The 23,151-nt window shown below is 47.9% G+C and carries 22 protein-coding genes; 20 read left to right on the top strand and 2 right to left on the bottom strand.

Annotated elements, in window-relative coordinates:
• The first annotated feature begins 30 nt into the window (after positions 1–30).
• Complete coding sequence (locus IE082_RS05835) at positions 31–768, top strand: response regulator (RefSeq protein WP_189492910.1); 738 nt, start codon at positions 31–33, stop codon at positions 766–768.
• A 74-nt stretch (positions 769–842) separates the two neighbouring features.
• Here IE082_RS05835 and IE082_RS05830 read toward each other — a convergent pair whose 3' ends face one another.
• A complete protein-coding gene (locus IE082_RS05830; protein WP_189492908.1) occupies positions 843–1,232 on the bottom strand; it encodes a c-type cytochrome in 390 nt (129 codons plus the stop codon).
• 403 nt (positions 1,233–1,635) lie between these two features.
• Here IE082_RS05830 and IE082_RS05825 point away from each other — a divergent pair, with 403 nt between their 5' ends.
• From IE082_RS05825 to IE082_RS05815, 3 genes are all read left to right on the top strand, one after another.
• Positions 1,636–5,628: a DUF3683 domain-containing protein gene (locus IE082_RS05825; RefSeq protein WP_189492906.1), complete on the top strand. Its 3,993-nt coding sequence runs from the start codon at positions 1,636–1,638 to the stop codon at positions 5,626–5,628.
• Between the two features lie 358 nt (positions 5,629–5,986).
• Positions 5,987–7,576, top strand: coding sequence for an ATP-binding protein (locus tag IE082_RS05820; RefSeq protein ID WP_189492904.1), 1,590 nt, complete (start codon positions 5,987–5,989; stop codon positions 7,574–7,576).
• Between the two features lie 116 nt (positions 7,577–7,692).
• On the top strand, positions 7,693–8,382 hold the full coding sequence (locus IE082_RS05815; RefSeq protein WP_189492902.1) for a response regulator: 690 nt from the start codon (positions 7,693–7,695) through the stop codon (positions 8,380–8,382).
• Positions 8,383–8,687: 305 nt separating this feature from the next.
• Here IE082_RS05815 and IE082_RS05810 read toward each other — a convergent pair whose 3' ends face one another.
• Positions 8,688–9,128 (bottom strand): hypothetical protein, encoded by a 441-nt coding sequence (locus tag IE082_RS05810; protein WP_189492900.1) that lies wholly within the window; start codon positions 9,126–9,128, stop codon positions 8,688–8,690.
• Positions 9,129–9,332: 204 nt separating this feature from the next.
• Here IE082_RS05810 and IE082_RS05805 point away from each other — a divergent pair, with 204 nt between their 5' ends.
• The 16 genes from IE082_RS05805 to IE082_RS05730 all read left to right on the top strand — a co-directional run bounded on the left by IE082_RS05805 (position 9,333) and on the right by IE082_RS05730 (position 23,093).
• A complete protein-coding gene (locus IE082_RS05805; protein WP_189492898.1) occupies positions 9,333–10,424 on the top strand; it encodes a ligand-gated ion channel in 1,092 nt (363 codons plus the stop codon).
• Positions 10,425–10,470: 46 nt separating this feature from the next.
• Entirely contained in the window at positions 10,471–11,997 is a 1,527-nt protein-coding gene (locus tag IE082_RS05800) for a YifB family Mg chelatase-like AAA ATPase (protein WP_189492896.1), read from the top strand.
• A gap of 258 nt (positions 11,998–12,255) precedes the next feature.
• Positions 12,256–12,585, top strand: coding sequence for an ATP synthase subunit I (locus tag IE082_RS05795; RefSeq protein ID WP_189492894.1), 330 nt, complete (start codon positions 12,256–12,258; stop codon positions 12,583–12,585).
• A gap of 27 nt (positions 12,586–12,612) precedes the next feature.
• Positions 12,613–13,467 carry a F0F1 ATP synthase subunit A gene (gene atpB / locus IE082_RS05790; protein ID WP_189492892.1) on the top strand — a complete coding sequence of 285 codons (855 nt, stop codon included), beginning with the start codon at positions 12,613–12,615 and terminating at the stop codon, positions 13,465–13,467.
• Between the two features lie 95 nt (positions 13,468–13,562).
• Positions 13,563–13,805, top strand: coding sequence for a F0F1 ATP synthase subunit C (gene atpE / locus IE082_RS05785; RefSeq protein WP_189492890.1), 243 nt, complete (start codon positions 13,563–13,565; stop codon positions 13,803–13,805).
• Between the two features lie 110 nt (positions 13,806–13,915).
• Positions 13,916–14,386 (top strand): F0F1 ATP synthase subunit B, encoded by a 471-nt coding sequence (locus IE082_RS05780; RefSeq protein WP_189492888.1) that lies wholly within the window; start codon positions 13,916–13,918, stop codon positions 14,384–14,386.
• 14 nt (positions 14,387–14,400) lie between these two features.
• Positions 14,401–14,934, top strand: coding sequence for a F0F1 ATP synthase subunit delta (locus IE082_RS05775; protein ID WP_189492885.1), 534 nt, complete (start codon positions 14,401–14,403; stop codon positions 14,932–14,934).
• Between the two features lie 71 nt (positions 14,935–15,005).
• Complete coding sequence (gene atpA / locus IE082_RS05770) at positions 15,006–16,547, top strand: F0F1 ATP synthase subunit alpha (RefSeq protein WP_189492883.1); 1,542 nt, start codon at positions 15,006–15,008, stop codon at positions 16,545–16,547.
• A 23-nt stretch (positions 16,548–16,570) separates the two neighbouring features.
• Positions 16,571–17,449, top strand: a complete 879-nt coding sequence (gene atpG / locus IE082_RS05765) for a F0F1 ATP synthase subunit gamma (RefSeq protein WP_189492881.1) — start codon at positions 16,571–16,573, stop codon at positions 17,447–17,449.
• A 223-nt stretch (positions 17,450–17,672) separates the two neighbouring features.
• Positions 17,673–17,912, top strand: coding sequence for a hypothetical protein (locus tag IE082_RS05760; RefSeq protein ID WP_189492880.1), 240 nt, complete (start codon positions 17,673–17,675; stop codon positions 17,910–17,912).
• Positions 17,913–17,968: 56 nt separating this feature from the next.
• Positions 17,969–19,348, top strand: coding sequence for a F0F1 ATP synthase subunit beta (atpD, locus tag IE082_RS05755; protein ID WP_189493057.1), 1,380 nt, complete (start codon positions 17,969–17,971; stop codon positions 19,346–19,348).
• A gap of 94 nt (positions 19,349–19,442) precedes the next feature.
• Positions 19,443–19,859: a F0F1 ATP synthase subunit epsilon gene (locus IE082_RS05750; protein WP_189492877.1), complete on the top strand. Its 417-nt coding sequence runs from the start codon at positions 19,443–19,445 to the stop codon at positions 19,857–19,859.
• A gap of 257 nt (positions 19,860–20,116) precedes the next feature.
• Positions 20,117–20,863, top strand: coding sequence for an ABC transporter ATP-binding protein (locus tag IE082_RS05745; protein WP_189492875.1), 747 nt, complete (start codon positions 20,117–20,119; stop codon positions 20,861–20,863).
• Positions 20,860–21,642, top strand: a complete 783-nt coding sequence (gene mlaE, locus IE082_RS05740; RefSeq protein ID WP_189492873.1) for a lipid asymmetry maintenance ABC transporter permease subunit MlaE — start codon at positions 20,860–20,862, stop codon at positions 21,640–21,642. The genes IE082_RS05745 and mlaE overlap by 4 nt, the downstream gene beginning before the upstream one ends.
• A 13-nt stretch (positions 21,643–21,655) precedes the next feature.
• The gene (mlaD, locus tag IE082_RS05735) at positions 21,656–22,144 is read left to right on the top strand and encodes an outer membrane lipid asymmetry maintenance protein MlaD (protein ID WP_189492871.1); all 489 of its coding nucleotides are present in this window, start codon (positions 21,656–21,658) and stop codon (positions 22,142–22,144) included.
• A gap of 25 nt (positions 22,145–22,169) precedes the next feature.
• Complete coding sequence (locus IE082_RS05730; protein ID WP_189492869.1) at positions 22,170–23,093, top strand: MlaA family lipoprotein; 924 nt, start codon at positions 22,170–22,172, stop codon at positions 23,091–23,093.
• Positions 23,094–23,151 lie beyond the last annotated feature (58 nt).

The raw sequence follows: 23,151 nt of genomic DNA, 5'->3' as shown, positions 1-23,151 counted from the left end.
AATACAAAAACCTCACACAGGTAGAACAACATGGCCAATATCTTAGTCGTCGATGATGAAATGGGCATACGCGAATTGCTCTCCGAAATTTTATATGACGAGGGCCACGTCGTTATGCTGGCCGAGAACGCCGCCCAAGCGCGTGCTGCGCGTGACAAGATGCGGCCTGATCTCGTTTTGCTTGATATTTGGATGCCTGATACGGATGGCGTGACGTTACTCAAAGAGTGGGCGTTGAATGGCCAACTCACCATGCCTGTGGTGATGATGAGTGGTCATGCCAGCATTGACACGGCGGTCGAAGCCACGCGCATTGGTGCTTTGGACTTTCTCGAAAAGCCGATTACTTTGCAAAAACTGTTGCACACGGTTCAGCATGGCTTAAATAAATCAGGAGCGCCAGACATTAAAGACGTCGTGATGCACATGAGCAATGCCCATTATGCCGCCAAAGTGGACAAAACGGAGGAGGCGACCGACTTGTCCGTACCCACAGCCGGGGATAATGACTCGTCTAATGTCGTTGAGGTGGTTGTCGAGCAGCAGCTCGCTCCGAGTGTACAGCAGCTCATGGCGTTGGATTTGGAGTTGTCGTTGCGTGATGCGCGTGATGCTTTTGAGCGTATTTATTTCGAGTACCACCTTCAGCAAGAGAAGGCGAACATCACTCGCATTGCTGAAAAAACGGGCTTAGAGCGCACACATTTGTACCGTAAGCTCAAACAGCTCGGAATCTCGATTTCAAAATCCTCGAAAAAAACAGCGTGATTGTGCAATTATTCACGCCATAAAAAACTGGGCAACAGGCTCAGTTTTTTTATGGCAATTCGAGTTGATCACTTTCATTGAGTGGGTGCACCTTTCAGTAGCCAATCGACCAAATACGCTGTTTCATCCACTGATATTTTTGACGCATTCGCAGGCATCGCAACCGCTCCAAAGCTGCCCTGACCGCCATTTTGAACTTTATCGATGAGTGTGGCTTTCATATCTTGACCTTTGTACTTTTCACTGATTGCACGCCATGACGGACCAACAATTTTGTTATTGAGTGTGTGACAAGTTAGGCAGTTTTTTTGCTGAGCCAGTTGCAATGGTGGTGGGAATGTTTGTGCTGCGGGTTGTTCAGTGGCAGCCTCTGCTGGCATTGGAGTGACTTTTGGGGAGGGTTTTGATGGACTGCAGGCAGTAAAAAAAGTTGTAATCAGTGCAGTGATGAATAGGTGACGCATATTAGTCCTTAGGGAAATAGGAAAAAAGTCATCATCGACTTCTTCGCAGAGCGCGTATGTGGAGTTAAGATTTTTCAGAGAAACAGCAGTCATTGACGCAAACAATCAAAAAAAAATCGGTCATTTGTCGTGCTCAATGTTCTCTGAGGTGGCTCGATATGCCTAAAAAACCGACTTATTTTGCAGTTTCTTGGTCTACGAGGGCTGATTATAATGAATAACCACAACTGGCGCGGCTTTTGTTCGGGTTCGCTCGGTTTGCCGTGCCGCAAAAACTCATGTTTTCATGTAGAATGACAAGCATTGCCCATTACATTAAGCACTGCAACACATCTCCATAGGTCGCCCATTTGCTCCTAACGCATGAGCGGCCTATTTGTATTTTGCAGAGCGAGGATTATTCATGAATGCACCGTTTAACGCGCCTTTAAACCCCAATTTTGCCTACATTGCCACACCATCGGCGGCCTTGACTGAGTTGCTGGACTCATCACGTATGCGTGAAATTCCGTACAACTACACATCATTTTCAGACCGAGAAATCATCATTCGCCTGCTGGGCGATGACGCGTGGCAAATCGTTCTGGAACTGCGTTCTGAGCGGCGAACAGGTCGTTCTGCTCGGATGTTGTACGAGGTGTTGGGTGATATTTGGGTGGTTAATCGCAATCCGTATCTGCAGGACGATTTATTGGACAACCCCAAGCGTCGTGCTGCCTTGGTTGAGGCGCTCAATCATCGATTAAACGAAATTGCTAAGCGCCGCGACATTGACTTGGTGACGAATACCGATGAGGCGTCTCGCTTGCGTGCGGCCAAAGTGGAGGCTTTGGTTACCAAAGCGCGCACGGCTGTGGCCAACTTTGCTGAGCAATTTCGCCAAATGTATGATTTGCGCCAAGCGGCGAAATCAAAGTTTGCCAAACACACCGCCAAAGGCAATATTAAATTCGATGGTTTGAGCCGCGTCTCGCATGTGACGGATGCGACCGACTGGCGCGTGGAGTATCCGTTTGTGGTGCTCACTCCGGATACCGAAATGGAAATAGCGGGTTTGGTGCGCGCTTCGATTGAACTGGGCTTGACCATTATCCCACGCGGTGGTGGCACGGGCTATACGGGCGGTGCAGTGCCGCTCGATGCGCGCTCGGTGGTCATCAATACCGAAAAACTCATTCAAATTGAGCCTGTACAAATGTGGCGCGGCGCGATGATGAGCGAGGATGTGGCGACGATTGAAACAGGTGCAGGTGTGGTGACGCGCCGCGTTGAAGAATACGCCAAAAAAGCAGGCTTGGTGTTCGCCGTCGATCCGACCAGCGCTGATGCGTCGTGCGTTGGTGGCAATGTGGCGATGAATGCGGGCGGTAAAAAAGCGGTATTGTGGGGCACGGCGTTGGATAACTTGGCGAGTTGGCGCATGGTCAACCCAGATGGTGAGTGGCTGGATGTGACGCGGCTTGACCACAATATGAGCAAAATTCACGATGCGCCCTTTGCCACATTTGAAGTGGTGCGTTACTCGAGTGACCGACAAAAAGAGCTGGGGCGCGAGACGTTAAAAATCGAGGGCTATAAATTCCGAAAAGCAGGCTTGGGCAAAGATGTGACCGATAAATTTTTATCGGGCTTGCCTGGTGTCCAAAAAGAAGGTTGCGACGGCCTCATCACCAGCGCGCGTTGGGTGTTGCATCGCCAACATGCGTTCACGCGCACGGTGTGTTTGGAGTTTTTTGGTCAGGCGCGCGAGTCGATTCCGTCGATTGTTGAAATCAAAGATTATTTGTTTGAAACTGCCAAAGCCGAGGGCGGCGCAACCCTTGCTGGGTTGGAGCATTTGGATGAACGTTATTTGCGTGCGGTCGGTTATGCGACCAAAAGTCGTCGCGGCGATTTGCCCAAAATGGTGTTGATTGGCGATATTGTCGGTGACAATGAAGATGCGGTCGCGCACGCGACATCCGAAGTGGTGCGCATGGCTAATACGCGCACGGGAGAAGGTTTTGTCGCGGTGGCCAAGGAGGCGCGTAAAAAGTTCTGGCTCGACCGTGCGCGCACTGCGGCGATAGCGCGGCACACTAATGCCTTTAAGGTGAACGAAGACGTTGTGATTCCATTACCACGCATGGGCGAATATACCGACGCGATTGAACGTATCAACATTGAGTTGTCCAGCCGCAACAAGCTCAAGTTGCTCGCGGCGTTGGAAAATTACTTCAAAGGTGATTTACCGATTACCAAAAATGAAGAAGAGCATGATTCGAGCGTCAATAAAGACGAAGTGCTGGGTGAGCGTGATGACGACGCACTGTTGTTGATTGGTCGTGTGAAAATGCGTTGGACATACTGGATGTCGCAGATGGATGAACGATTGGCCGATGCCATTGAAGCGGCGGTGGATTTCACGGAACCAGCTCAAATCGCTGCGTTGCGCGAGCGCTTAACCCGTGAGCCTGAGGTTAAAGTATTTGATGTCTTGCAAGACCGCACGATTCGCTTGTCGTACAAACGTGAAGTGCGCACTGAATTGCGTCGTATTTTCACGGGTTTGTCCTTCACACAAATCCTCGATGAATGTGGACAGATTCACAAAAAAATATTGCGTTCGCGCGTATTCGTCGCGCTGCACATGCACGCAGGCGATGGCAATGTGCACACCAACATTCCTGTCAACTCGGATGATTATGACATGCTGCAAGAGGCCAACGAGGCTGTTGCGCGCATCATGCAAATCGCGCGTGACCTCGATGGTGTGATTTCGGGTGAGCATGGCATTGGTATCACCAAACTCGAATTTTTAACCGAAGAAGAACTCGCGCCGTTCCGTGCGTATAAAAACAAAGTTGACCCGAACGGTTATTTCAATCGTGGCAAACTCATGCCCCATGCGGATTTGCGTAATGCTTATACCCCATCGTTTGGCCTCATGGGTTCAGAGTCGCTCATCATGCAGCAGTCCGATATCGGTGAGATTGCAGCGAGTGTCAAAGACTGCTTGCGCTGTGGTAAATGCAAGCCCGTGTGTTCGACCCATGTGCCTGTGGCGAACTTACTCTACTCGCCACGCAATAAAATCCTTGCCACTTCATTGCTCATCGAAGCGTTTTTGTACGAAGAGCAAACGCGGCGCGGCATTTCGATTAAACATTGGGAAGAGTTTGAAGACATCGCCGACCATTGCACCGTGTGTCATCGCTGCGAAAAGCCGTGCCCTGTCAACATCGACTTTGGCGATGTGACGATTGCCATGCGCAACTTATTGCGCAAAATGGACAAAAAAACACCGAACATCGGCACGAATTTGGCCATGATGTATTTGAATATGAAAGACCCCGCCACCATTCGCATGTATAAAAAAGTCGTGCTCGAGTGGGGTGGCAAGGCACAAAACTGGGCGCACAAACTTGCCAAATCGATGCTCATCACGCGCTCGCAAATCAAGCAGCCCGCGCCGACTATTGGCCGTGCGCTAATGCGCGAGCAGGTGATTCACTTCATTAATAAACCCATGCCCGGTAATTTACCGAAAAAAACCGCGCGTGCATTGCTCGACATCGAAGACAATAAATACGTACCGATTATCCGCAACCCACAAACCGCATCCGATGCTGAAGCCGTGTTTTATTTCCCAGGCTGTGGTTCGGAGCGATTGTTCTCGCAAGTTGGCTTGGCCACCCAAGCTATGCTTTATCATGTGGGCGTGCAAACTGTTTTGCCTCCTGGTTATCTATGTTGCGGCTACCCACAACACGCCACAGGCAACTCGGACAAAGCGGACAAAATCACCACCGACAACCGCGTGCTGTTTCACCGCGTTGCCAACACACTCAATTATCTGGACATCAAAACCGTGATTGTTTCGTGTGGCACGTGCATGGATCAACTTGAAAAATATCAGTTTGAGCAGATTTTTCCGAATGCGCGCTTGCTCGACATCCACGAGTTTTTATTGGAAAAAAACATCAAAATCGAAGGCGTCAACGGCGTGCGCTACATGTACCACGATCCATGCCACAGCCCGATGAAAACTCATGCACCGCTCAAAGTGGTTTCCAGCTTGATGGACACCGACGTGCCTTTGAGTGACCGCTGCTGCGGCGAATCGGGCACGTTTGCCTTGAGCCGCCCTGACATCGCCACGCAAGTTCGTTTTCGCAAAGAAGAAGAATTGCGCAAAGGCGCAGATGAGTTGCGTGCCGATGGCTTTGAAGGTAAAGTCAAAGTACTCACTTCATGCCCAGCGTGTTTGCAAGGTTTGCACCGCTACCGTGATGACATTGATTCAGACGCTGATTACATTGTGGTGGAAATGGCGAAACATATTTTGGGTGAAAACTGGTTGCCTGAGTATGTGAAGATGGCCAATAATGGTGGCATTGAGCGCGTATTGGTATAACACGCTCTTCAGAGGGGTGAAAAAGACGCGATTTCGAGCAGGATATCGCGTCTTTTTTGTGCGCACAAAAAAACCGCACAGGTTTAAGCCTGTGCGGCGAAGGAGGGAACACCACTTCCCGATTCGGTGCCCGTGCTGAGGAAGCGCGGCATTGTTGTTCCGAATATGTAATCAGTATATCGAGGGTTGGCTTTTATGTCAATACAAATGGTAATTATTTTCATTTGCAATTTGAAGGTTTTTTTGATGGAGCGGCTGTGTCAATAAATTTCCACGTTTTGTGCATGTTTGCGGCTTATACTCATGATTCTCGCAAGTTTTATCGTTTTGTATTTCGCACAAAGGCTTTTGGGGTTTTATGGCATTGTCTTTACAAAAGAAATTCTTTCTGGCTTTTTTTGCCATCGCCGCCATATTGGTATTGCTGATCACAGGTGCTCAACACAAAGTGTTGCGCGATGGTTTTGACAATTATATTGCCCATGTGAAAGTACAGCGACTTTCAAACATTGAACAAGCGGTGCTTGTCTATTCGGCTAAAAATCAAGGTGTGCGTGGCTTGTCAGAAGGAAATGCTTGGTTGAATTTGGTGATGGGGGCAGAGGCTGAGCGCAGCCAAGAGCGTGAGGCGCGTCGCCAAGGTCAAGAGAATAAGCAAGAAAAAGACAAGCAGCCTGCTTTGCCAATTTGGCCAGAAGCACCTTCATCGTCAGCAAATGGTGCGATGATTTTTCCGAATTATTCAAAAAGTCGCCCACTTAAAGACTTACAAAGTCCTTATCTGAATCAGTATCTGAAGCAAATGGATTCGGGGCAACTTAGTTTGCCGCCTTTTTTGCGGGGTGTGGCGTTATTGGATGCGGATGGTGTTTTGGTGGTTGGTGAATTAATTTCTGCTGAGCAAGCCTTGCGCGCGCCAATTAAGGATGTAAACGGTCACTTGGTGGCACAGTGGCTGATTCGCAAAGGCGCGCCAGAGATGGATGTGTTGGGACGACGATTTTTGGAGGAGCAGCTTGAGTCGATGTTTTTCATGCTGGCGGCCGCAGCGGTTTTTTCAGCCGTGTTTGCATGGTGGTTGGCGCTTTATTTCCGCCGCCCGATCGGGCGTCTCAAAGATGCTTTTCGTTTGGTATCGGTAGGGCGTTTGGATACGCGCTTGCCTGCCAAAGGACGTGATGAGGTGAGTGAAATAGAGCAACACTTTAACCTAATGGCAGGGAATTTGTGTGCTCAAGAGGTGGCGCGCAAACAGTGGATGGCCGATACATCACACGAACTGCGCACACCGCTGACTATCTTGCGCAGTCGCATGGAGGCTATGCGCGATGGCGTGATTCCGAACAACGATGCAGAGTGGAATCGCAACCTGAAAGTGGTGACCGATTTCTCGGTACTGGTCAATGATTTGCAAGCCATGGCGCGTGCTGATGCTGGCCAGTGGGATTTACAAAATGCGCAGGTGGACATTAAGCAATGGCTATCTAATGTTTATCGGGACAATAAAGCCTCATTTGATGCGGCGGGATTGACTTTGCAATTGGAGATCCCTGATGAGCCCATGTCGGTATGGGGCGATGAACAACGATTGCAACAGGTACTGCGTAATGTTTTAGTCAACAGTGCGCGTTATACGGATGCACCGGGCTTTGTAAAGTTAACGGCGTGTCGCGTCGACAATCTTGCTCGAATTACGGTCGAGGACTCTTCTCCGAGTGTTTCTGACGAAGCGTTGCCTCACTTGTTTGAACGATTTTACCGTGTCGATGCGTCGCGTAACCGTGGTACTGGTGGTTCTGGCTTGGGCTTGGCGATTTGTGAGAGCATTGTTCATGTGCATCGTGGCGTCATTCATGCTGAACACTCGGACATGGGTGGGTTACGTGTGGTGGTTGATTTGCCTCTCTGGCAGCCAAACAAGACTGCTGGTAAAGTTGCTAAAAAGTAAGTGGTTGTGGGAAATGAGTGGTGGTTTTTTCAGACAAAAATGAATTTGTGCGCCGTGCGTACAAGTGATGATGAACCAATGAGCGCAGTGCTCGTTGACCTTTTAGGAGTGCAGCAATGACAGAACGAAAATCGGTCGTCCTTTTGGTTGAGGATGAAGAGATGATTGCCCAAGTACAACAGGCTTATTTACAAAATGCAGGCTACACTGTTCTTTGGCGCGATCGCGGTGATGCAGTGATTGATGTGGTGAAAGAGTACAATCCAGACATCGTTTTGCTGGACATCATGATTCCTGACGTGCAGGGTCGTGATGGCATTGCCTTATGCCGAGAGATTCGTGAGTTTTCTGATGTGCCCGTGATGATGATTAGTGCGAAAGTCGAAGAGTTTGATCGCATCATTGGCTTTGAAAATGGCGCGGACGATTACATGTGCAAACCATTTAGCCCAAAAGAGATGGTGATGCGTGTGCAGGCGCTCATCCGTCGTCGTCAGCGGCACAATCCAGCCAGTGCGATTTTTGTCTACGATGAAGCGGCACAAATCATTCGCTATGGAGATAAAAAAATTGACCTAACGCCCACCGAATTGCGTTTATTTGTGACCATGCTTGAGCAACCAGAGCGTGTGTTTTCTCGTGACCAGCTCATCACGAATGCTTACAACGATAACTTGGATGTGTTTGATCGTGCCATTGACAGCCATATCAAAAATTTGCGCAAAAAAATCAGCGTCGTGCTGCCTGAGGTTGATGTGGTGCAATCTGTGTATGGTCTTGGCTACCGCTACTCGCCGCCTGTATGATGCGGGTTCAAGTGTTGTGGAAGGAGTTAAAAAATGCCCGATGATTTTCATCGGGCATTTTTTAATGATTGCGCTTTAACCGCAATCCTCAAATCATTGGATTTAAGTTTATTGGTGTTTAGCAATGGATGGTTTATTACAGCAATTGAAAATCCTTTGTACATTTCATCCGCATAAAAAACCGCCGACACAAGGGTCGACGGGAAGAGGGAGATGAAATGATCGAAAACAGAATCACTCAACGATAAATTTATCATAAAAGAACGAGCATTCGTTTTATTGAGCGCTCTCTCTTTTGGGGTTGCTTACATGTCATTTTTGTTTTCCATGTGTTTTTTCATGTTTGCTGGTCGAGCCATTAAGCCTTGACCGTTTTTGCCTTGTACGCAAGTGGCCTCGACACTCGTGCCAGCTTCGTGCCAGCTTTGCAGTGAGACTTTGTCGCCTTTGGATTTGCCTTGGCAGGCGGCGATCGCTGCATTACGATATTCTACCATTTTGGGAGGCATTGCAGCGAGCGTGCCGTCATGGTCTGGTGCACATACCGCAGTGACATTGCCCCACATTGGGTTGTTTACAGTGACGCTGCTGCCTTCTATTTTGCCTTGGCAGGCGGCGATCGCTTGCTCGTGCACTTGTTTGTGGTGTTCGCCCTTCATGCTGTTACAAGCGAATGCGCTGGTGGCGCTCATCAGTGATACTGCTGTCATGAGTGCGCCTAGAGTGAATTTTTTGGTCGTTTTCATAGTGTACCCCTTGGTAAAAGTGAGGATTAAATAACTGAGATTGATCGTTCAACAAAGTTTGTTAGATCGAACAGATGTGATGATAGGTGAACAATGCGAAGACATGATGATAAGAATATGGACAGAGTTTGATGCATTGCATGATTGATTTTATTTGTCGAATGATGGACACTACGAAAGAATGATAAACAAGGATGGGAAAAAATGAACCAATCAACTAAAAATAACTGGTTAGTGAAAATCTGTATGGTGTTGTGTATTTTCTTGTTCGTGCCAGCTGTGTCTGCGCAATCACACACGCCATCTTCAGCCGCAGATGCTATGAATCAAACGACGATGGCAAAAGTTAAAGAGCTTGCAAAAAACTCTCAACCAGCCACAGCAAAACAGGTGCTCGTGGGGGTTTATTTAAACGATGTGCAGGCGATTGATTTAAAACTGCATAACTATATGGTGGATTTTTATATTTGGTTTCGCTGGAAAGGCGAGGATATAAACCCTGCTGCTTCCATGGAGTTTGTGAACCACTCGGAGTCTTGGAGCTCTATGCTGACAGATACGTATGAGAAGCCAGAAAAGTTAGAGGACGGTAGTTTTTATCAAGTCAAACACGTGCAGGGTAAAATGAGCCGAAAAATGGATTTGCGACATTATCCCTTTGATAAGCAACTGATCCGTGTGGTGATTGAGGATGGCATATCAGATGCATCTGCCCTTCAGTACACCGTGGATAAGGTATCGGTGAACTCGGATTTGAAATTACCAGGTTTTTTGTTTCAGCCTCCCACGTTAGTTGCGAGTGATTACAAACACCAGACGACGTTTGGTGATCCTCGCTCAGAGACAGCTTCAACGTACTCTCGTTTAACATTTGATTTGCCTATTGAGCGGCCGCATGTCAATGCGTTTATGAAAAACATTGTGCCAATATTACTTGCCGTGATTTGTTGTTCGCTTGCTTTTCTGTTACACCCCTCACTGGTTGATGCTAGATTTCAAATTGCAGTCGTGTCCTTGCTGTCAATCGTAGCATTGCAAATGACAACAAGCCAAGACCTGCCGACAATTGAGTATATGACATTGTTAGATAAGTTGTATGTTATTGGGTATTTTTACTGTATTTCTGTAGTGGCTGCATTGGCGCTATCGACTAAAATCGCGCATATCCATGATGGTGAAGTGGATACAAAAGCGATTCGTCGAGCGGTAAGGTTTGATCGATTTACTGCGCTCGCTTGTTTGGTGGTTTATGTCATCGCGACGCTTTTGGTTATGCGTCCGATGTTTGGTGGTTGATAATGGCCGTTTTATCCAATTGTGTCAAATATTCAGGGGTTTGGGTATGAGTTTGGCGGTTATTAAATCTCGTGCGTTGCTTGGTATGGCTGCGCCGCAGGTCACGGTTGAAGTGCACTTGGCAAATGGTCTGCCTTCATTCAATATCGTCGGGCTACCTGAAACTGAAGTTAAAGAATCCAAAGACCGTGTGCGTGCCGCTATATTAAATGCACAGCTCAACTTTCCTGCTAAGCGAATCACGGTTAATCTCGCACCTGCCGATTTGCCGAAAGCGGGTGGGCGCTTTGATTTGCCGATTGCTTTGGGGATTTTGCTGGCCAGTGGGCAATTGCAGGTAAAAAACATTCACCAATATGAGTTCGCAGGCGAGCTCTCGTTGTCGGGTGAGCTGCGTCCCATCCAAGGGGCGCTTGCCATGACTTTTGGCCTCACCCAAGAGGCGATGAGTGAGCAGCGCGAACCACCGATTGTCATATTGCCGTTGGACAACTGTGTTGAAGCTGCGCTGGTCTCGAACGCGCGTGTTTGGTCGGCGTGCTCGTTGCTCGAAGTCTGTGCCAAACTGCGTTCACCAGAGGCGCAAAGCGAGGTTGAGGTTGACGATACATTATTGAGTGTGCTCGATGAGCAAGAGCTCGATTGGTCGGATGTGCGCGGTCAGCTTACCGTTAAGCGTGCCCTCGAAGTTGCCGCAGCCGGTGGCCATAGCGTGCTGATGGTCGGGCCGCCCGGAACAGGAAAGTCCATGCTCGCGGCGAGATTGCCGGGCATATTGCCACCTATGAGCGAGGTTGATGCGATGGAGTCAGCCACGGTACAGAGCAGTGCAGCACAATTTAAACCGTCGAATTGGAAAAAACGGCCATACCGAAACCCTCATCACACTGCATCTGCTGTTGCGCTCGTTGGCGGTGGTTCAATTCCACGTCCTGGTGAAATTTCGCTGGCCCATCATGGCGTGCTGTTTCTTGATGAGTTGCCAGAGTTTGACCGAAAAGTTTTGGAGGTTTTACGTGAACCTTTAGAGTCAGGTGAAATTCACATTTCACGTGCAGCACGGCAAGCGACTTTTCCTGCGAAGTTTCAGCTCATCGCCGCCATGAACCCATGCCCGTGCGGCTACCTCGGACATCCGACACAAGTCTGTCGATGCTCGCCGGATAATGTACTGCGTTATCAGGCGCGTTTGTCAGGCCCTTTTCTCAATCGCATTGATATGCAAATCGAAGTTCCAGCAGTTGCGGTCAGTGATTTAAATAAAATGAGCTTGGGCGAAAAAAGCAGTAGCGTCGCTAAGCGTGTGTGCACAGCTTTTGATCGGCAAATAAAACGACAAGGTGTTGTCAATGCCAGGCTTTCTGTCAAGCAAGTTGATTCATACTGCGTTCCTGATGATGCCGCTCGCCAGTTGCTTGCTAAGGCGATGGGGCAGCTCAGTTGGTCAGCTCGTGTGTATCATCGAGTTCTGCGCGTTGCTCGTACAATAGCGGATCTAGAGGGGTTGGATACCATTGGCTTGCCTCACATGGCGCAGGCGGTTCAATATCGACGAGCGCTCAAAACGGTTTGAAACGACACTTCAAGAAGTTGGCACATGATGTGCTTTTATCAGCCGCCCCATGTGTTGAGGCTCTTTGCAATGTCTCGTAAAGAGTGCAAAATCCCCACACAAAAAAATGATGCCAAAGCGATTGTGAAATAATTATCCAACTTAATCATAAACTTGGGGAATTGTACGTTGACATGCTCACAGGCCGCCTGTACAATTCGAAGGATTTTGCGGAGGGGCGCTCTAATAGTGATCTCCTCAATTATGAAGGTGTCAATTATGTGGTTTGCCGTTGCCTTGCAGGCTGCGTTTGCTGTGTTAGCTGTTGGCATCTCTGCTTTTTTTGGTGTGTCTGCTGTTTACTCTGCTATGGCGGGTGCAGCAGTAGTTTTGGTGCCCAATCTGCTGTTCGCAATGTATTTAACATTGTCCGTTCAGCCGTCAGCTATAAGGTTTTTTGTTGGTGAGGCAGTCAAAGTTGGGATGGTGCTTCTGCTCTCGTTGCTCGTTTGGCGCGATTATGGTAGTCAGATTGAGCCCGTCGCGTTTTGGGTGGCATTGATTGTGGTGTTAAAAGCAAGTGGTTTGGCATTATTGCGATCGACATAAATAGGTTTAACTTAATTTGAGGTTTTTATGGCTGGAGATGCAGCGGGTGGTGTAACACCATCGGAGTATATTAAACACCATTTAACCAACTTAACCAGCGCTGGTGAAGCGCAAAAGACCATTGTGGACTTTAGCGTCTTTAATGTTGATACTCTGATTTGGTCTGGTTTGGTCGGTTTGTTGGGTTTGCTGTTTTTGTGGTTGGTGGCGCGTAAGGTCACCTCTAGTGTGCCCAGTCGAACTCAGGCTGCGGTTGAGGCGCTCATTGAATGGGTGGACGAGCAGGCCAAGTCGATTGTACATGGCAACTTGACGTTTATTGCTCCTTTGGCGTTGACGGTGTTTTTTTGGGTCGCGTTTATGAATGCGCTCGATTTGGTGCCGATTGACTTGCCCGCCAAAGTTTTGGAGTGGACGGGTTTGAGTCATAGTGTTCACTACACGCGCATCGTACCAACGGCTGACGTGAATGCGCCACTCGGTATGTCGCTGGGTGTGTTGATTTTGATGTTTTATTATGGTTTGAAAATCAAAGGTTTGGGTGGCTTTTTCCATGAGTTATTTACCGCGCCATTTGGTTCGAATGTTTTGCTGATGCCGTTCAACTTCATTTTGAATTTGATTGAATATTTGGCAAAGTTCGTCTCGCTGGGTATGCGGTTATTTGGTAACATGTTTGCGGGTGAGCTGGTCTTTGCCTTGATCGCCTTGATGGGCGCGGCATGGACTGGTTGGAATTTTACCAGTGTTGCTTTGAGCTTCGGGCATTTGTTGGCTGGCTCAATTTGGGCTATTTTCCATATCATGGTGATTTTGTTGCAAGCGTTTATTTTCATGATGTTGACCTTGGTGTATATTGGCCAAGCGCACGACAAGCACTGATTATGAAGTAAGGGCGGCTGCCAAATATTGGCGGTCATGGTTTGAGTGGTTTTTGTGGTTTTAAAGCAGTACTTTTTTAAACTTAAGGAGTTGTTATGAGCAGTGTTGGCATGGTTGCATTGGCGTGTGGTTTGATTATCGGCTTGGGCGCAATTGGCGCGTGTTTGGGTATTGCTATGATGGGTGGCAAGTACCTCGAAGCATCGGCTCGTCAACCTGAATTGATGGACAAATTGCAAACCAAAATGTTCATTTTGGCTGGTTTGATTGACGCTGCGTTCTTGATTGGCGTTGGTATCGCCATGATGTTTGCTTTCGTTAACCCATTTCAGGGTTAATCAGATTTCTTCGTGGGGTGTTGCGAGTGCAGCTGCTTAATTGTTGCGCTCGCGGCATTGTGTGATGGGCGGCTAAGCTTTGCTGACCCTGTTTCATAAGGAATTCTGTTGTGAATATCAATTCGTCTTTATTTATCCAATGCTTAGTCTTTTTAGTCTTAGCATGGGTAACCATGAAATTCATTTGGCCGCCAATGATTAAGGCGATCGATGAGCGTCGTGCAAAAATCGCAGAAGGTTTGGATGCCGCTGCCCGTGGCAACAAAAGCCTCGAAGCAGCAAAAATTGCTGCTATGACGTTTGAGAAAGAGGGTCGTGCCAAAGCGCACGATATCTTGACAGACGCCGAAAAGCGTGCGCAAGCCATTGAAGCGTCAGCCAAAGAAAAAGCAGTGCTTGAAGCGCAGCGCATCATTAATGCTGCAAAAGCCGATGCGGCACAGGAAATTGTACGTGCCAAAGAAATCTTACGTGACCAAGTGTCAGGTTTGGTGGTGGCGGGTGCTGAGCAAATTTTGCGTCGTGAAATCAACGCGCAAAACCACTCGGATTTGTTGGCGCAGTTTAAAGCACAACTGTAAGATAGGTAAAAACTATGGCTGAAATCAGCACCATTGCTCGTCCTTATGCTCAAGCTGCATTTGATGTGGCTCAATCAGATAATGCTCTGTCGAACTGGGCGACGTTTTTAAGCGATGCTGCAACAGTGGCATCGCAACCTGAAGTGCATGAAATTGCAAATAACCCACGTGTTTCAGCTGCGCAGTTGCTGAGCTTATTTGAGGCAGCGATTGGTGTGACGCACGATTCACAGCGCAACTTTTTGGCTACATTGGTCAATGAGGGTCGTGTGGACGCGCTGTCTGCCATTAGCACTGCTTTTTTGGCACACAAGCACGCATTCGAGGGTTCGGCCGATGCGCACATTGTTTCAGCGTATCCGATGGCCGATAGCGAAGTGGCTGATGTAACAGCAGCGCTTGAAAAGAAATTTGGCAAGAAGTTAAACGCGACTGTCTCAGTCGATGAGTCGTTGATTGGTGGCTTTAGTGTTGCCGTTGGCGATGAAGTGTTAGATATGTCTGTTCGTGCGAAGCTCGTTCGTATGCAGACTGCTCTCACGGCATAAGTAAAAAGTATTGAATTCGGAGTGGCGCGCTTTTAAACCGCGTGTCATCGTGAACCATTTTGGAGCAGAATATGCAACTCAACCCATCAGAAATCAGTGAGCTGATTAAAAATCGCATTCAAGGCGTGGACGACGCTGCAAACTTGCGCACGCAAGGCACCGTTGTTTCTGTCACCGACGGTATTTGCCGCGTACACGGTCTGTCTGACGTGATGCAAGGTGAAATGTTGGAATTTCCAGGCAACGTGTTTGGCTTGGCCTTGAACTTGGAGCGTGATTCAGTTGGCGCGGTGATTTTGGGTCAATACGAATCTATTTCTGAAGGCGATATCGTGAAATGTACGGGTCGTATTTTGGAAGTTCCGGTCGGCCCAGAATTGCTCGGTCGTGTGGTTGATGCCTTGGGTGCGCCGATTGATGGTAAAGGCCCAGTCAATGCCAAAGAAAAAGACGTGATTGAAAAAGTGGCGCCAGGTGTGATTTGGCGTAAATCGGTTGATCAGCCTGTGCAAACAGGTATTAAAGCGATTGACGCGATGGTTCCAGTGGGTCGCGGTCAACGGGAGTTGATTATTGGTGACCGCCAAACAGGTAAAACTGCGGTGGCGATTGATGCAATCATCAACCAAAAAGGCAAAAACCTGAAGTGTATTTACGTTGCTATTGGTCAAAAAGCGTCATCGATCATGAACGTGGTGCGTAAACTCGAAGAGCACGGTGCAATGGAATACACCACCATCGTTGCTGCTTCAGCATCTGATTCAGCTGCTATGCAATACCTCGCGCCATACGCAGGTTGCTCAATGGGCGAATACTTCCGTGATCGCGGTGAAGATGCATTGATTATTTATGATGACTTGACCAAACAAGCATGGGCATACCGCCAAATTTCTCTGTTGCTCCGCCGTCCTCCAGGACGTGAAGCTTACCCTGGTGACGTGTTCTATCTCCATAGCCGTTTGCTCGAACGTGCAGCGCGTGTGAATGAAGATTATGTTGAAAAATTCACCAATGGGGCTGTTAAAGGCAAAACAGGCTCACTGACGGCATTGCCAGTTATTGAAACGCAAGCGGGTGACGTGACTGCGTTCGTACCAACCAATGTGATTTCGATTACGGATGGTCAGATTTTCTTGGAAACAGACTTGTTCAACGCGGGTATTCGCCCAGCGATTAACGCGGGTATTTCGGTTTCTCGTGTGGGCGGTGCTGCACAAACCAAAGCGGTTAAAAAGCTCTCAGGTGGTATTCGTACCGACTTGGCTCAATATCGTGAGTTGGCTGCATTTGCCCAGTTCGCTTCTGATTTGGACGAAGCCACACGCAAGCAATTAGAGCGCGGTCGTCGCGTGACTGAATTGTTGAAGCAGCAACAGTACAAACCACAACAAGTTTGGGAAATGTCGGCCTCTTTGTACGCTGCCAACTCAGGTGCGTTTGATGATGTTGAAGTGAAAGACGTTTTGGCATTTGAAAAAGGTTTGCATGATTACCTCAAAACCAACAACCCTGCTTTGATTGAGTCAATTGAGTCAAAATTAGAGATTTCTAAGGAAGATGAAGCGACTTTGAGCGCAGCAGTAACGTCATTCAAACAAAACGCAGCATTTTAATCGCGGCTATTGAGGGCTAAACAATGGCAAGCATGAAAGAAATTCGCGGCAAGATTAAGAGCGTACAAAACACGCGCAAAATCACCAAAGCCATGGAAATGGTCGCCGCTTCAAAAATGCGCAAGGCGCAAGAGCGCATGCGCGCTGCGCGTCCGTATGCTGATAAAGTGCGCAATATTGCTGCGCACATGTCAGAGGCAAATCCCGAGTACAAACCCCCGTTTTTGACGAAGCGTGAAGAGGTTAAAGGCGCTGGGCTGATTTTAATTTCGACGGACAAAGGGCTGTGTGGTGGCATGAACACTAATATCATTCGCGCTTCAACTGCGCAGATGAAAAAGTGGACAGACTCAGGTGTGACGGTGCAGACAACAGCCATTGGTAGCAAAGGCTTGGGCTTCTTGAATCGTATTAACGCTCGCGTTGTCTCACACAACACCCATGTCGGCGATGCGCCACGCATTGATGACTTAATTGGTTCTATTAAAGTTCAGTTAGATGCTTATATGGCTGGTGAGATTGATGTGTTGTACTTGGGTTATACCAAGTTTATTAACAGCATTAAGCAGGAGCCGACGTTGGTGCAGCTATTGCCGTTGACTCAGGACAGTATGTCCCAGTCTGACGATGAGAAAAAGGCATATTCTTGGGATTATGTCTACGAGCCTTCAGCCGAAGCTGTGGTTGACGAGTTGCTTGTGCGCTATGTCGAGGCTTTGGTTTATCAGGCCGTTGCTGAAAATATCGCGTCTGAACAGTCCGCACGTATGGTGGCGATGAAAGCCGCTTCAGACAATGCGAAGAACGTGATTGGTGAGCTGCAGTTGGTGTACAACAAGTCTCGTCAAGCAGCGATTACCAAAGAACTATCGGAAATCGTCGGTGGTGCTGCGGCGGTTTAAAACCGTTTCCGCTTTTTACTCTGGTTTAAATTTTTAATTGGGATATGTAAAATGAAAAATGCAGCTCAAATGAAACCAGTGCTCGACGCATCATCTAAGAAGTAATGAAATGCGCCACGGTTTGAATGATTTTAGCCGTGGCGTCATTAGTAATATGAAGCGGGCTGTTGTAATGTGTGTGTCGTTAGTGATGGTGGGGGCCTGTTCTCCTAGAAATGAGTCATTGACCACAGACACAGAGCAACATAAAGTGGGCAAAATGTTTATATTGCCCAAGGCGTGCGAACCGATTGAGCCGCTGTTGGTGGTGAGGTGCAGAAGCACTGTTCAAACAGAATCAGAAGTAAAAAAGCTGCTCGCTGTATTAAGTGAGCAGTTACAAACAGCCCCAGCGGCTGAGCAGTTGAGAATTTGCCAAGACGTTCAACAGTTTTGGCAAGCAGCATGTGGTGTGGCGCAGTAACGATGTTGGTTAGGTCACAACGAGTCATTTAAGTTTTAAATAAAGAGAGTGCAATGATGGTAGAAGGTAAAATCGTTCAGTGTATTGGTGCGGTCATCGACGTCGAATTTCCGCGTGATAGTATGCCTAAAATTTATGACGCGCTCGTCTTAGATGGCACAGATTTGACGTTGGAAGTGCAACAGCAGTTGGGCGACGGCATTGTCCGTACCATTTGCTTGGGCTCATCTGATGGCTTGCGTCGTGGCACTATTGTGAAAAATTCTGGTAAACCGATTACCGTACCTGTTGGCTCAGCAACATTGGGTCGCATTATGGACGTTTTGGGTAATCCAATTGATGAGGCGGGTCCTGTGACTTCTGAGCATCATCGCTCGATTCACCAACTCGCACCGCGTTTTGAAGACTTGTCTCCGTCTACTGAATTGCTCGAAACAGGGATTAAGGTGATTGACCTGATTTGCCCGTTTGCTAAGGGTGGTAAAGTCGGCTTGTTCGGTGGTGCGGGTGTGGGCAAAACCGTGAACATGATGGAACTCATCAACAACATCGCGAAACAGCACGGTGGTTACTCGGTCTTCGCTGGCGTGGGTGAGCGTACTCGTGAAGGTAATGACTTTTACCACGAGATGAAAGACTCGGACGTTTTGGATAAAGTTGCTCTGGTTTACGGTCAAATGAATGAACCTCCAGGAAATCGCTTGCGCGTTGCGTTGACTGGTTTGACGATGGCTGAACATTTCCGTGACGAAGGACGCGACATTTTGTTCTTCGTTGACAATATCTATCGCTTCACTTTGGCCGGTACAGAAGTGTCTGCATTGTTGGGTCGTATGCCTTCTGCGGTGGGTTACCAACCAACTTTGGCGGAAGAAATGGGTCGTTTGCAAGAGCGCATTACGTCAACCAAAACAGGTTCGATTACGTCTATTCAAGCTGTTTATGTTCCAGCCGATGACTTGACCGATCCATCTCCTGCGACGACCTTCGGCCACTTGGATGCAACTGTTGTTTTGAGCCGTGATATTGCTTCTTTGGGTATTTACCCAGCGGTTGATCCACTTGACTCAACCAGCCGTCAAATCGATCCAAATGTGATTGGTGAAGAACATTACGCAGTGACACGCGGTGTACAGCAAACGTTGCAGCGCTACAAAGAATTGCGTGACATTATCGCGATTTTGGGTATGGACGAATTGGCTCCTGAAGACAAATTGCTCGTTGGTCGCGCACGTAAAATTCAACGTTTCTTGTCTCAACCGTTCCACGTGGCTGAAGTGTTTACAGGCTCTCCTGGTAAATATGTGACCTTGAAAGAAACCATCCGTGGCTTCAAAGGCATTATCGCGGGCGAATACGATCACTTGCCTGAACAAGCGTTCTACATGGTGGGTGGCATTGACGAAGCCGTTGAAAAAGCTGCAAAAATGAACTAATAAAATCTGCAAAGTGGGCAAGTTGATGATTGCCCACTGAGCATTTTTGAAAGTGATGGGTTTATCCCATCCTACGCTTGATTAAGGTTTACAAATGGTATCTACATTACACGTTGATGTTGTGAGCGCAGAAAAAGAAGTTTTTTCCGGCGAAGCACATTTTGTTGCTCTTCCTGGTGAGTCGGGTGAGTTGGGTGTTTTACCGGGTCATACACCGCTCATTACGCGCATTAAACCTGGCACGGTTCGTATTCAAATGTCTGATGCAACTGAAGAGTTGGTTTTTGTCGCTGGTGGTATTTTAGAAGTTCAGCCGAACCATGTGACTGTTTTGGCTGATACGGCGATTCGTGGTGAGGATTTGGATGAAGCCCGTGCACTGGAAGCAAAAGCGCGTGCTGAAGCAATTTTGGCAGAGAATAACTCTGACATTGACTACGCTCGTGCACAGTCTGAATTGTCTGTGGCTATGGCACAAATTGCTGCATTACACAAAATGTTGAAAAAATAAGAATGTTGTAATTGGTAAAGTGCCAATTAAACAACACATTGCATGCGCCACTGTCAAACAAGTTGTAAAAAAGCCCGCTGAGCTGATGCAGCGGGCTTTTTGTTGGTAAAATGCTGCTACGCAGTAAGTAAGAGGCGTGGTTCATATCAAAGTGGCGATTGTCACTCTTGGCCTCAATATTGCAGATTGTTGTTTTTCAAACATACGTCATCTGATTCAGAGTTCGTTTTTATCAAGAGTAGAGTATATAAATAAACATGATTGAATTAACCCACGTTCATTTCGCTTATACAACCAGTGCAGCCATTGTCAGTGATGTGTCACTGAGTGTCGCGCGCGGACAGATTGTGGCGGTGATGGGGCCTTCGGGTTGTGGTAAAACGACGCTATTGCGCTTGGTCGCTGGCTTGCTCAAGCCATCACAGGGTTCGGCCAGTTTGCTGGGTTCGGCATTGCCCTACGATGATGCCAAGGCATTGCGCACGCTGCGCACACAGATGGGTATGCTGTTTCAGTTTGGTGCCTTATTTACGGATATGTCGGTGTTTGATAATGTGGCCTTCCCATTGCGAGAAAACACTTTGTTATCACTAGAAGAAATTAAAACTGTGGTCATGAGCAAATTGACGGCGGTTGGCTTGGCTGACGTGGCAGAAAAAATGCCTTCAGAAATTTCAGGCGGGATGGCGCGTCGTGTGGCTTTGGCGCGTGCGATTGCACAGAGTCCAAAGATTATGTTGTTCGATGAGCCATTTACAGGATTAGACCCGATTGCGATGGACACGATTGCTCAATTGATTCGTGAGCAGACGGATAGTTTGGATGCGGCGTCCATCGTGGTGTCTCACGATGTTCAGGAAACATTCGCTATTGCAGATTATGTGTATGTGATGCATCAGGCGCGAATTTTAGCGCAGGGAACACCGCGTGATTTATTGGCCAGCGATGATCCTTTTATTCGCCGATTTGTGCGCGGTGCAACAGTGAGTGAGGTGCATGCATGAGTATCGTGACTTGGATTGAGCGTATTGGCACTTCTACACGTGAAGGTGTCACAGGACTGGGTTTTGCTGTGCGGATGTTGGCGGGTATGTTGGCTAATGTCGGTGTTTGGTTCACACGCACACGTTTGGTCGTCGGGCAGATTCATTTTTTGGGCAATTATTCGTTGCTAATCATGGTGGTATCGGCTGCGTTTATTGGTGCTGTACTTGGTCTGCAATCATTTTATACACTGAGTCGTTTGGGCGCTGAACAAGCGGTCGGTCTATTGGTGGCTTTGGCACTGGTTCGTGAGCTCGCTCCTGTGATTGTGGCAATATTGTTCGCTGGACGCGCAGGGACGGCAGTGACCGCTGAAATAGGACTGATGAAAGCGGGTGAGCAGTTGGCTGCGATGGAGATGATGGGTGTTGACCCGATGAACCGTGTGTTTGCACCACGGTTTTGGGCTGGTGGGTTTGTCGTCCCCGTTTTGACGACCCTGTTTGCATTAGTGGGGGTGTATGGTGGCTATGCTGTGGCTGTGCTGTGGCTGGGTGTGGACGAAGGTGCGTATTGGTCAGTGATGAACAGCGGCGTGGATGTGCAGGCAGACATTATGCAAGGTTTGCTCAAAAGTTTTGTTTTTGGTTTGGCGGTGAGCTTTCTGGCTGTGTATGAGGGCGCGATGGCGCGTCCCACACCAGAAGGTGTGGCGCAGGCCACGACACGGACAGTGGTGAAGTCGGCTTTAATGGTACTGGCTTTGGACTTTTTGCTCACTGCGGTGATGTTTAGTTGATATAGGAAAAATCATGCAACAAAAAAGAATTGATGTTTGGGTAGGGCTATTTGTTTTGCTGGGTGCGATTGCATTGGTTGCACTCGTGCTTCGCGTCGGCGGTAAAGGCGGCTTCAACTCAAGTGATACTTACGAGCTGCGAGCCAATATCACTGAAATCGGGAATTTAAAAGTGCGCTCTCCTGTGAAATTGGCGGGTGTCACCGTTGGTCGTGTTGAAAAAATCACGTTAAATAACTTAGACAGCGTCTATAAAGCCGAGGTTGTGATCTCGATTAGTACGGCGGTGACGTTACCGAAAGATACCAGTTTGGCTATCAACACATCAGGTTTGATTGGTGAACAATATGTTCATTTGACGCAGGGTTTCGAGCAGGATAAACTGGTGGCAGGTGATGAAATTGAGCGTACTGAGCAGGCCATGGGTTTAGAGGATTTGGTACGCACCTTCATATCCAATAAGGTCGATGAAACGGCAGCTACTGATGTTGAAAAAAAATAAAACGCCGTTCAGGCATACGGAGCACATGATGAACACCATTCATTACTCACATAAACATTCGTACTGGTTGGCCTCGGCATTGTTCATGTCCAGCATTGGTTTGGCTCAAGCCCAAGAAACTCAAAGTGTGCAGCCGTCCTCTGACGGTGTCGCACTGACAGTAGCAAATGATGAGTCTGAGGTATATGACCCTTTTGAGAAATTTAATCGAGCGATGTATGACAGCAACACAGTGATTGATAAATACACGCTCGGGCCAGTTTCGCGTGGTTACAGCAAGGTTGTGCCGAAGCCCATTCAGTCATGTGTCACGAATTTCTTTCAAAATCTTTCTGTGCCTTACACCGCTGTGAATAATTTGTTACAAGGCAAGTTCAAAGCCGCAGGTCAGGATGTCTGCCGCTTTGTCATCAACAGTACGGTTGGTTTGGGCGGGTGTATTGATGTCGCGAGTAAGGCAAAAATTCCCAAGCACAATGAGGATTTTGGGCAAACGCTCGGCAAGTGGGGCGTGAAGCCTGGGGCTTATGTGATGTTGCCGTTGTTGGGTCCATCCAATATTCGCGACACATTGGCGATGCCAGTAGATTTCTTCGCAAATCCGCTGGGTTACAAAAAATTTATCAAAATCAGAAACTATACAACCTTACTGAAAGTTGTGGATACGCGTGTCCAATTGCAAGGCACACTTGATTTGATTGATGAAGTTGCTTTAGATAAATACGCATTTTCGCGTGATGCTTGGTCACAAAAGCGCGAAGCAGATGTGAGCGATGTGGATGATTTTGAAGGCTTTGATGAATCTGCTTCTATTTCAATTGGCGATGCACAGGTGATTGCTGAGGTAACTATTCAAGCCCCTACTGTTTCTACACAGCGTGTTGAGCAAGCTGCTCAGCCTGTGGTTGAACCTGTGATTCATTTGATTGACGAAAAAATCACATTATGAGTCAACCGTTTGAGTGTTGAATTCATTGGTTAGGTACCACTTTTGTTCATTCGTTTTA

Origin of the sequence: Formosimonas limnophila, from assembly GCF_014652675.1 — a bacterium.
Classification (GTDB): domain Bacteria; phylum Pseudomonadota; class Gammaproteobacteria; order Burkholderiales; family Burkholderiaceae; genus Hydromonas; species Hydromonas limnophila.
Note: the sequence above shows the minus strand (reverse complement) of the source record. Positions and strands in the feature narration are given on the sequence as shown.

What these genes read in the sequence shown, in the direction of transcription:
- IE082_RS05805 (WP_189492898.1), top strand. Translation starts at nt 9,333, where the DNA reads ATGAACCAATCAACTAAAAATAACTGGTTAGTGAAAATCTGTATGGTG.
- IE082_RS05750 (WP_189492877.1), top strand. Translation starts at nt 19,443, where the DNA reads ATGGTATCTACATTACACGTTGATGTTGTGAGCGCAGAAAAAGAAGTT.
- IE082_RS05775 (WP_189492885.1), top strand. Translation starts at nt 14,401, where the DNA reads ATGGCTGAAATCAGCACCATTGCTCGTCCTTATGCTCAAGCTGCATTT.
- IE082_RS05815 (WP_189492902.1), top strand. Translation starts at nt 7,693, where the DNA reads ATGACAGAACGAAAATCGGTCGTCCTTTTGGTTGAGGATGAAGAGATG.
- IE082_RS05820 (WP_189492904.1), top strand. Translation starts at nt 5,987, where the DNA reads ATGGCATTGTCTTTACAAAAGAAATTCTTTCTGGCTTTTTTTGCCATC.
- IE082_RS05745 (WP_189492875.1), top strand. Translation starts at nt 20,117, where the DNA reads ATGATTGAATTAACCCACGTTCATTTCGCTTATACAACCAGTGCAGCC.
- atpD (WP_189493057.1), top strand. Translation starts at nt 17,969, where the DNA reads ATGGTAGAAGGTAAAATCGTTCAGTGTATTGGTGCGGTCATCGACGTC.
- atpG (WP_189492881.1), top strand. Translation starts at nt 16,571, where the DNA reads ATGGCAAGCATGAAAGAAATTCGCGGCAAGATTAAGAGCGTACAAAAC.
- IE082_RS05825 (WP_189492906.1), top strand. Translation starts at nt 1,636, where the DNA reads ATGAATGCACCGTTTAACGCGCCTTTAAACCCCAATTTTGCCTACATT.
- atpB (WP_189492892.1), top strand. Translation starts at nt 12,613, where the DNA reads ATGGCTGGAGATGCAGCGGGTGGTGTAACACCATCGGAGTATATTAAA.
- IE082_RS05800 (WP_189492896.1), top strand. Translation starts at nt 10,471, where the DNA reads ATGAGTTTGGCGGTTATTAAATCTCGTGCGTTGCTTGGTATGGCTGCG.
- atpA (WP_189492883.1), top strand. Translation starts at nt 15,006, where the DNA reads ATGCAACTCAACCCATCAGAAATCAGTGAGCTGATTAAAAATCGCATT.
- IE082_RS05810 (WP_189492900.1), bottom strand. Translation starts at nt 9,128, where the DNA reads ATGAAAACGACCAAAAAATTCACTCTAGGCGCACTCATGACAGCAGTA.
- IE082_RS05795 (WP_189492894.1), top strand. Translation starts at nt 12,256, where the DNA reads ATGTGGTTTGCCGTTGCCTTGCAGGCTGCGTTTGCTGTGTTAGCTGTT.
- mlaE (WP_189492873.1), top strand. Translation starts at nt 20,860, where the DNA reads ATGAGTATCGTGACTTGGATTGAGCGTATTGGCACTTCTACACGTGAA.
- atpE (WP_189492890.1), top strand. Translation starts at nt 13,563, where the DNA reads ATGAGCAGTGTTGGCATGGTTGCATTGGCGTGTGGTTTGATTATCGGC.
- mlaD (WP_189492871.1), top strand. Translation starts at nt 21,656, where the DNA reads ATGCAACAAAAAAGAATTGATGTTTGGGTAGGGCTATTTGTTTTGCTG.
- IE082_RS05830 (WP_189492908.1), bottom strand. Translation starts at nt 1,232, where the DNA reads ATGCGTCACCTATTCATCACTGCACTGATTACAACTTTTTTTACTGCC.
- IE082_RS05835 (WP_189492910.1), top strand. Translation starts at nt 31, where the DNA reads ATGGCCAATATCTTAGTCGTCGATGATGAAATGGGCATACGCGAATTG.
- IE082_RS05730 (WP_189492869.1), top strand. Translation starts at nt 22,170, where the DNA reads ATGATGAACACCATTCATTACTCACATAAACATTCGTACTGGTTGGCC.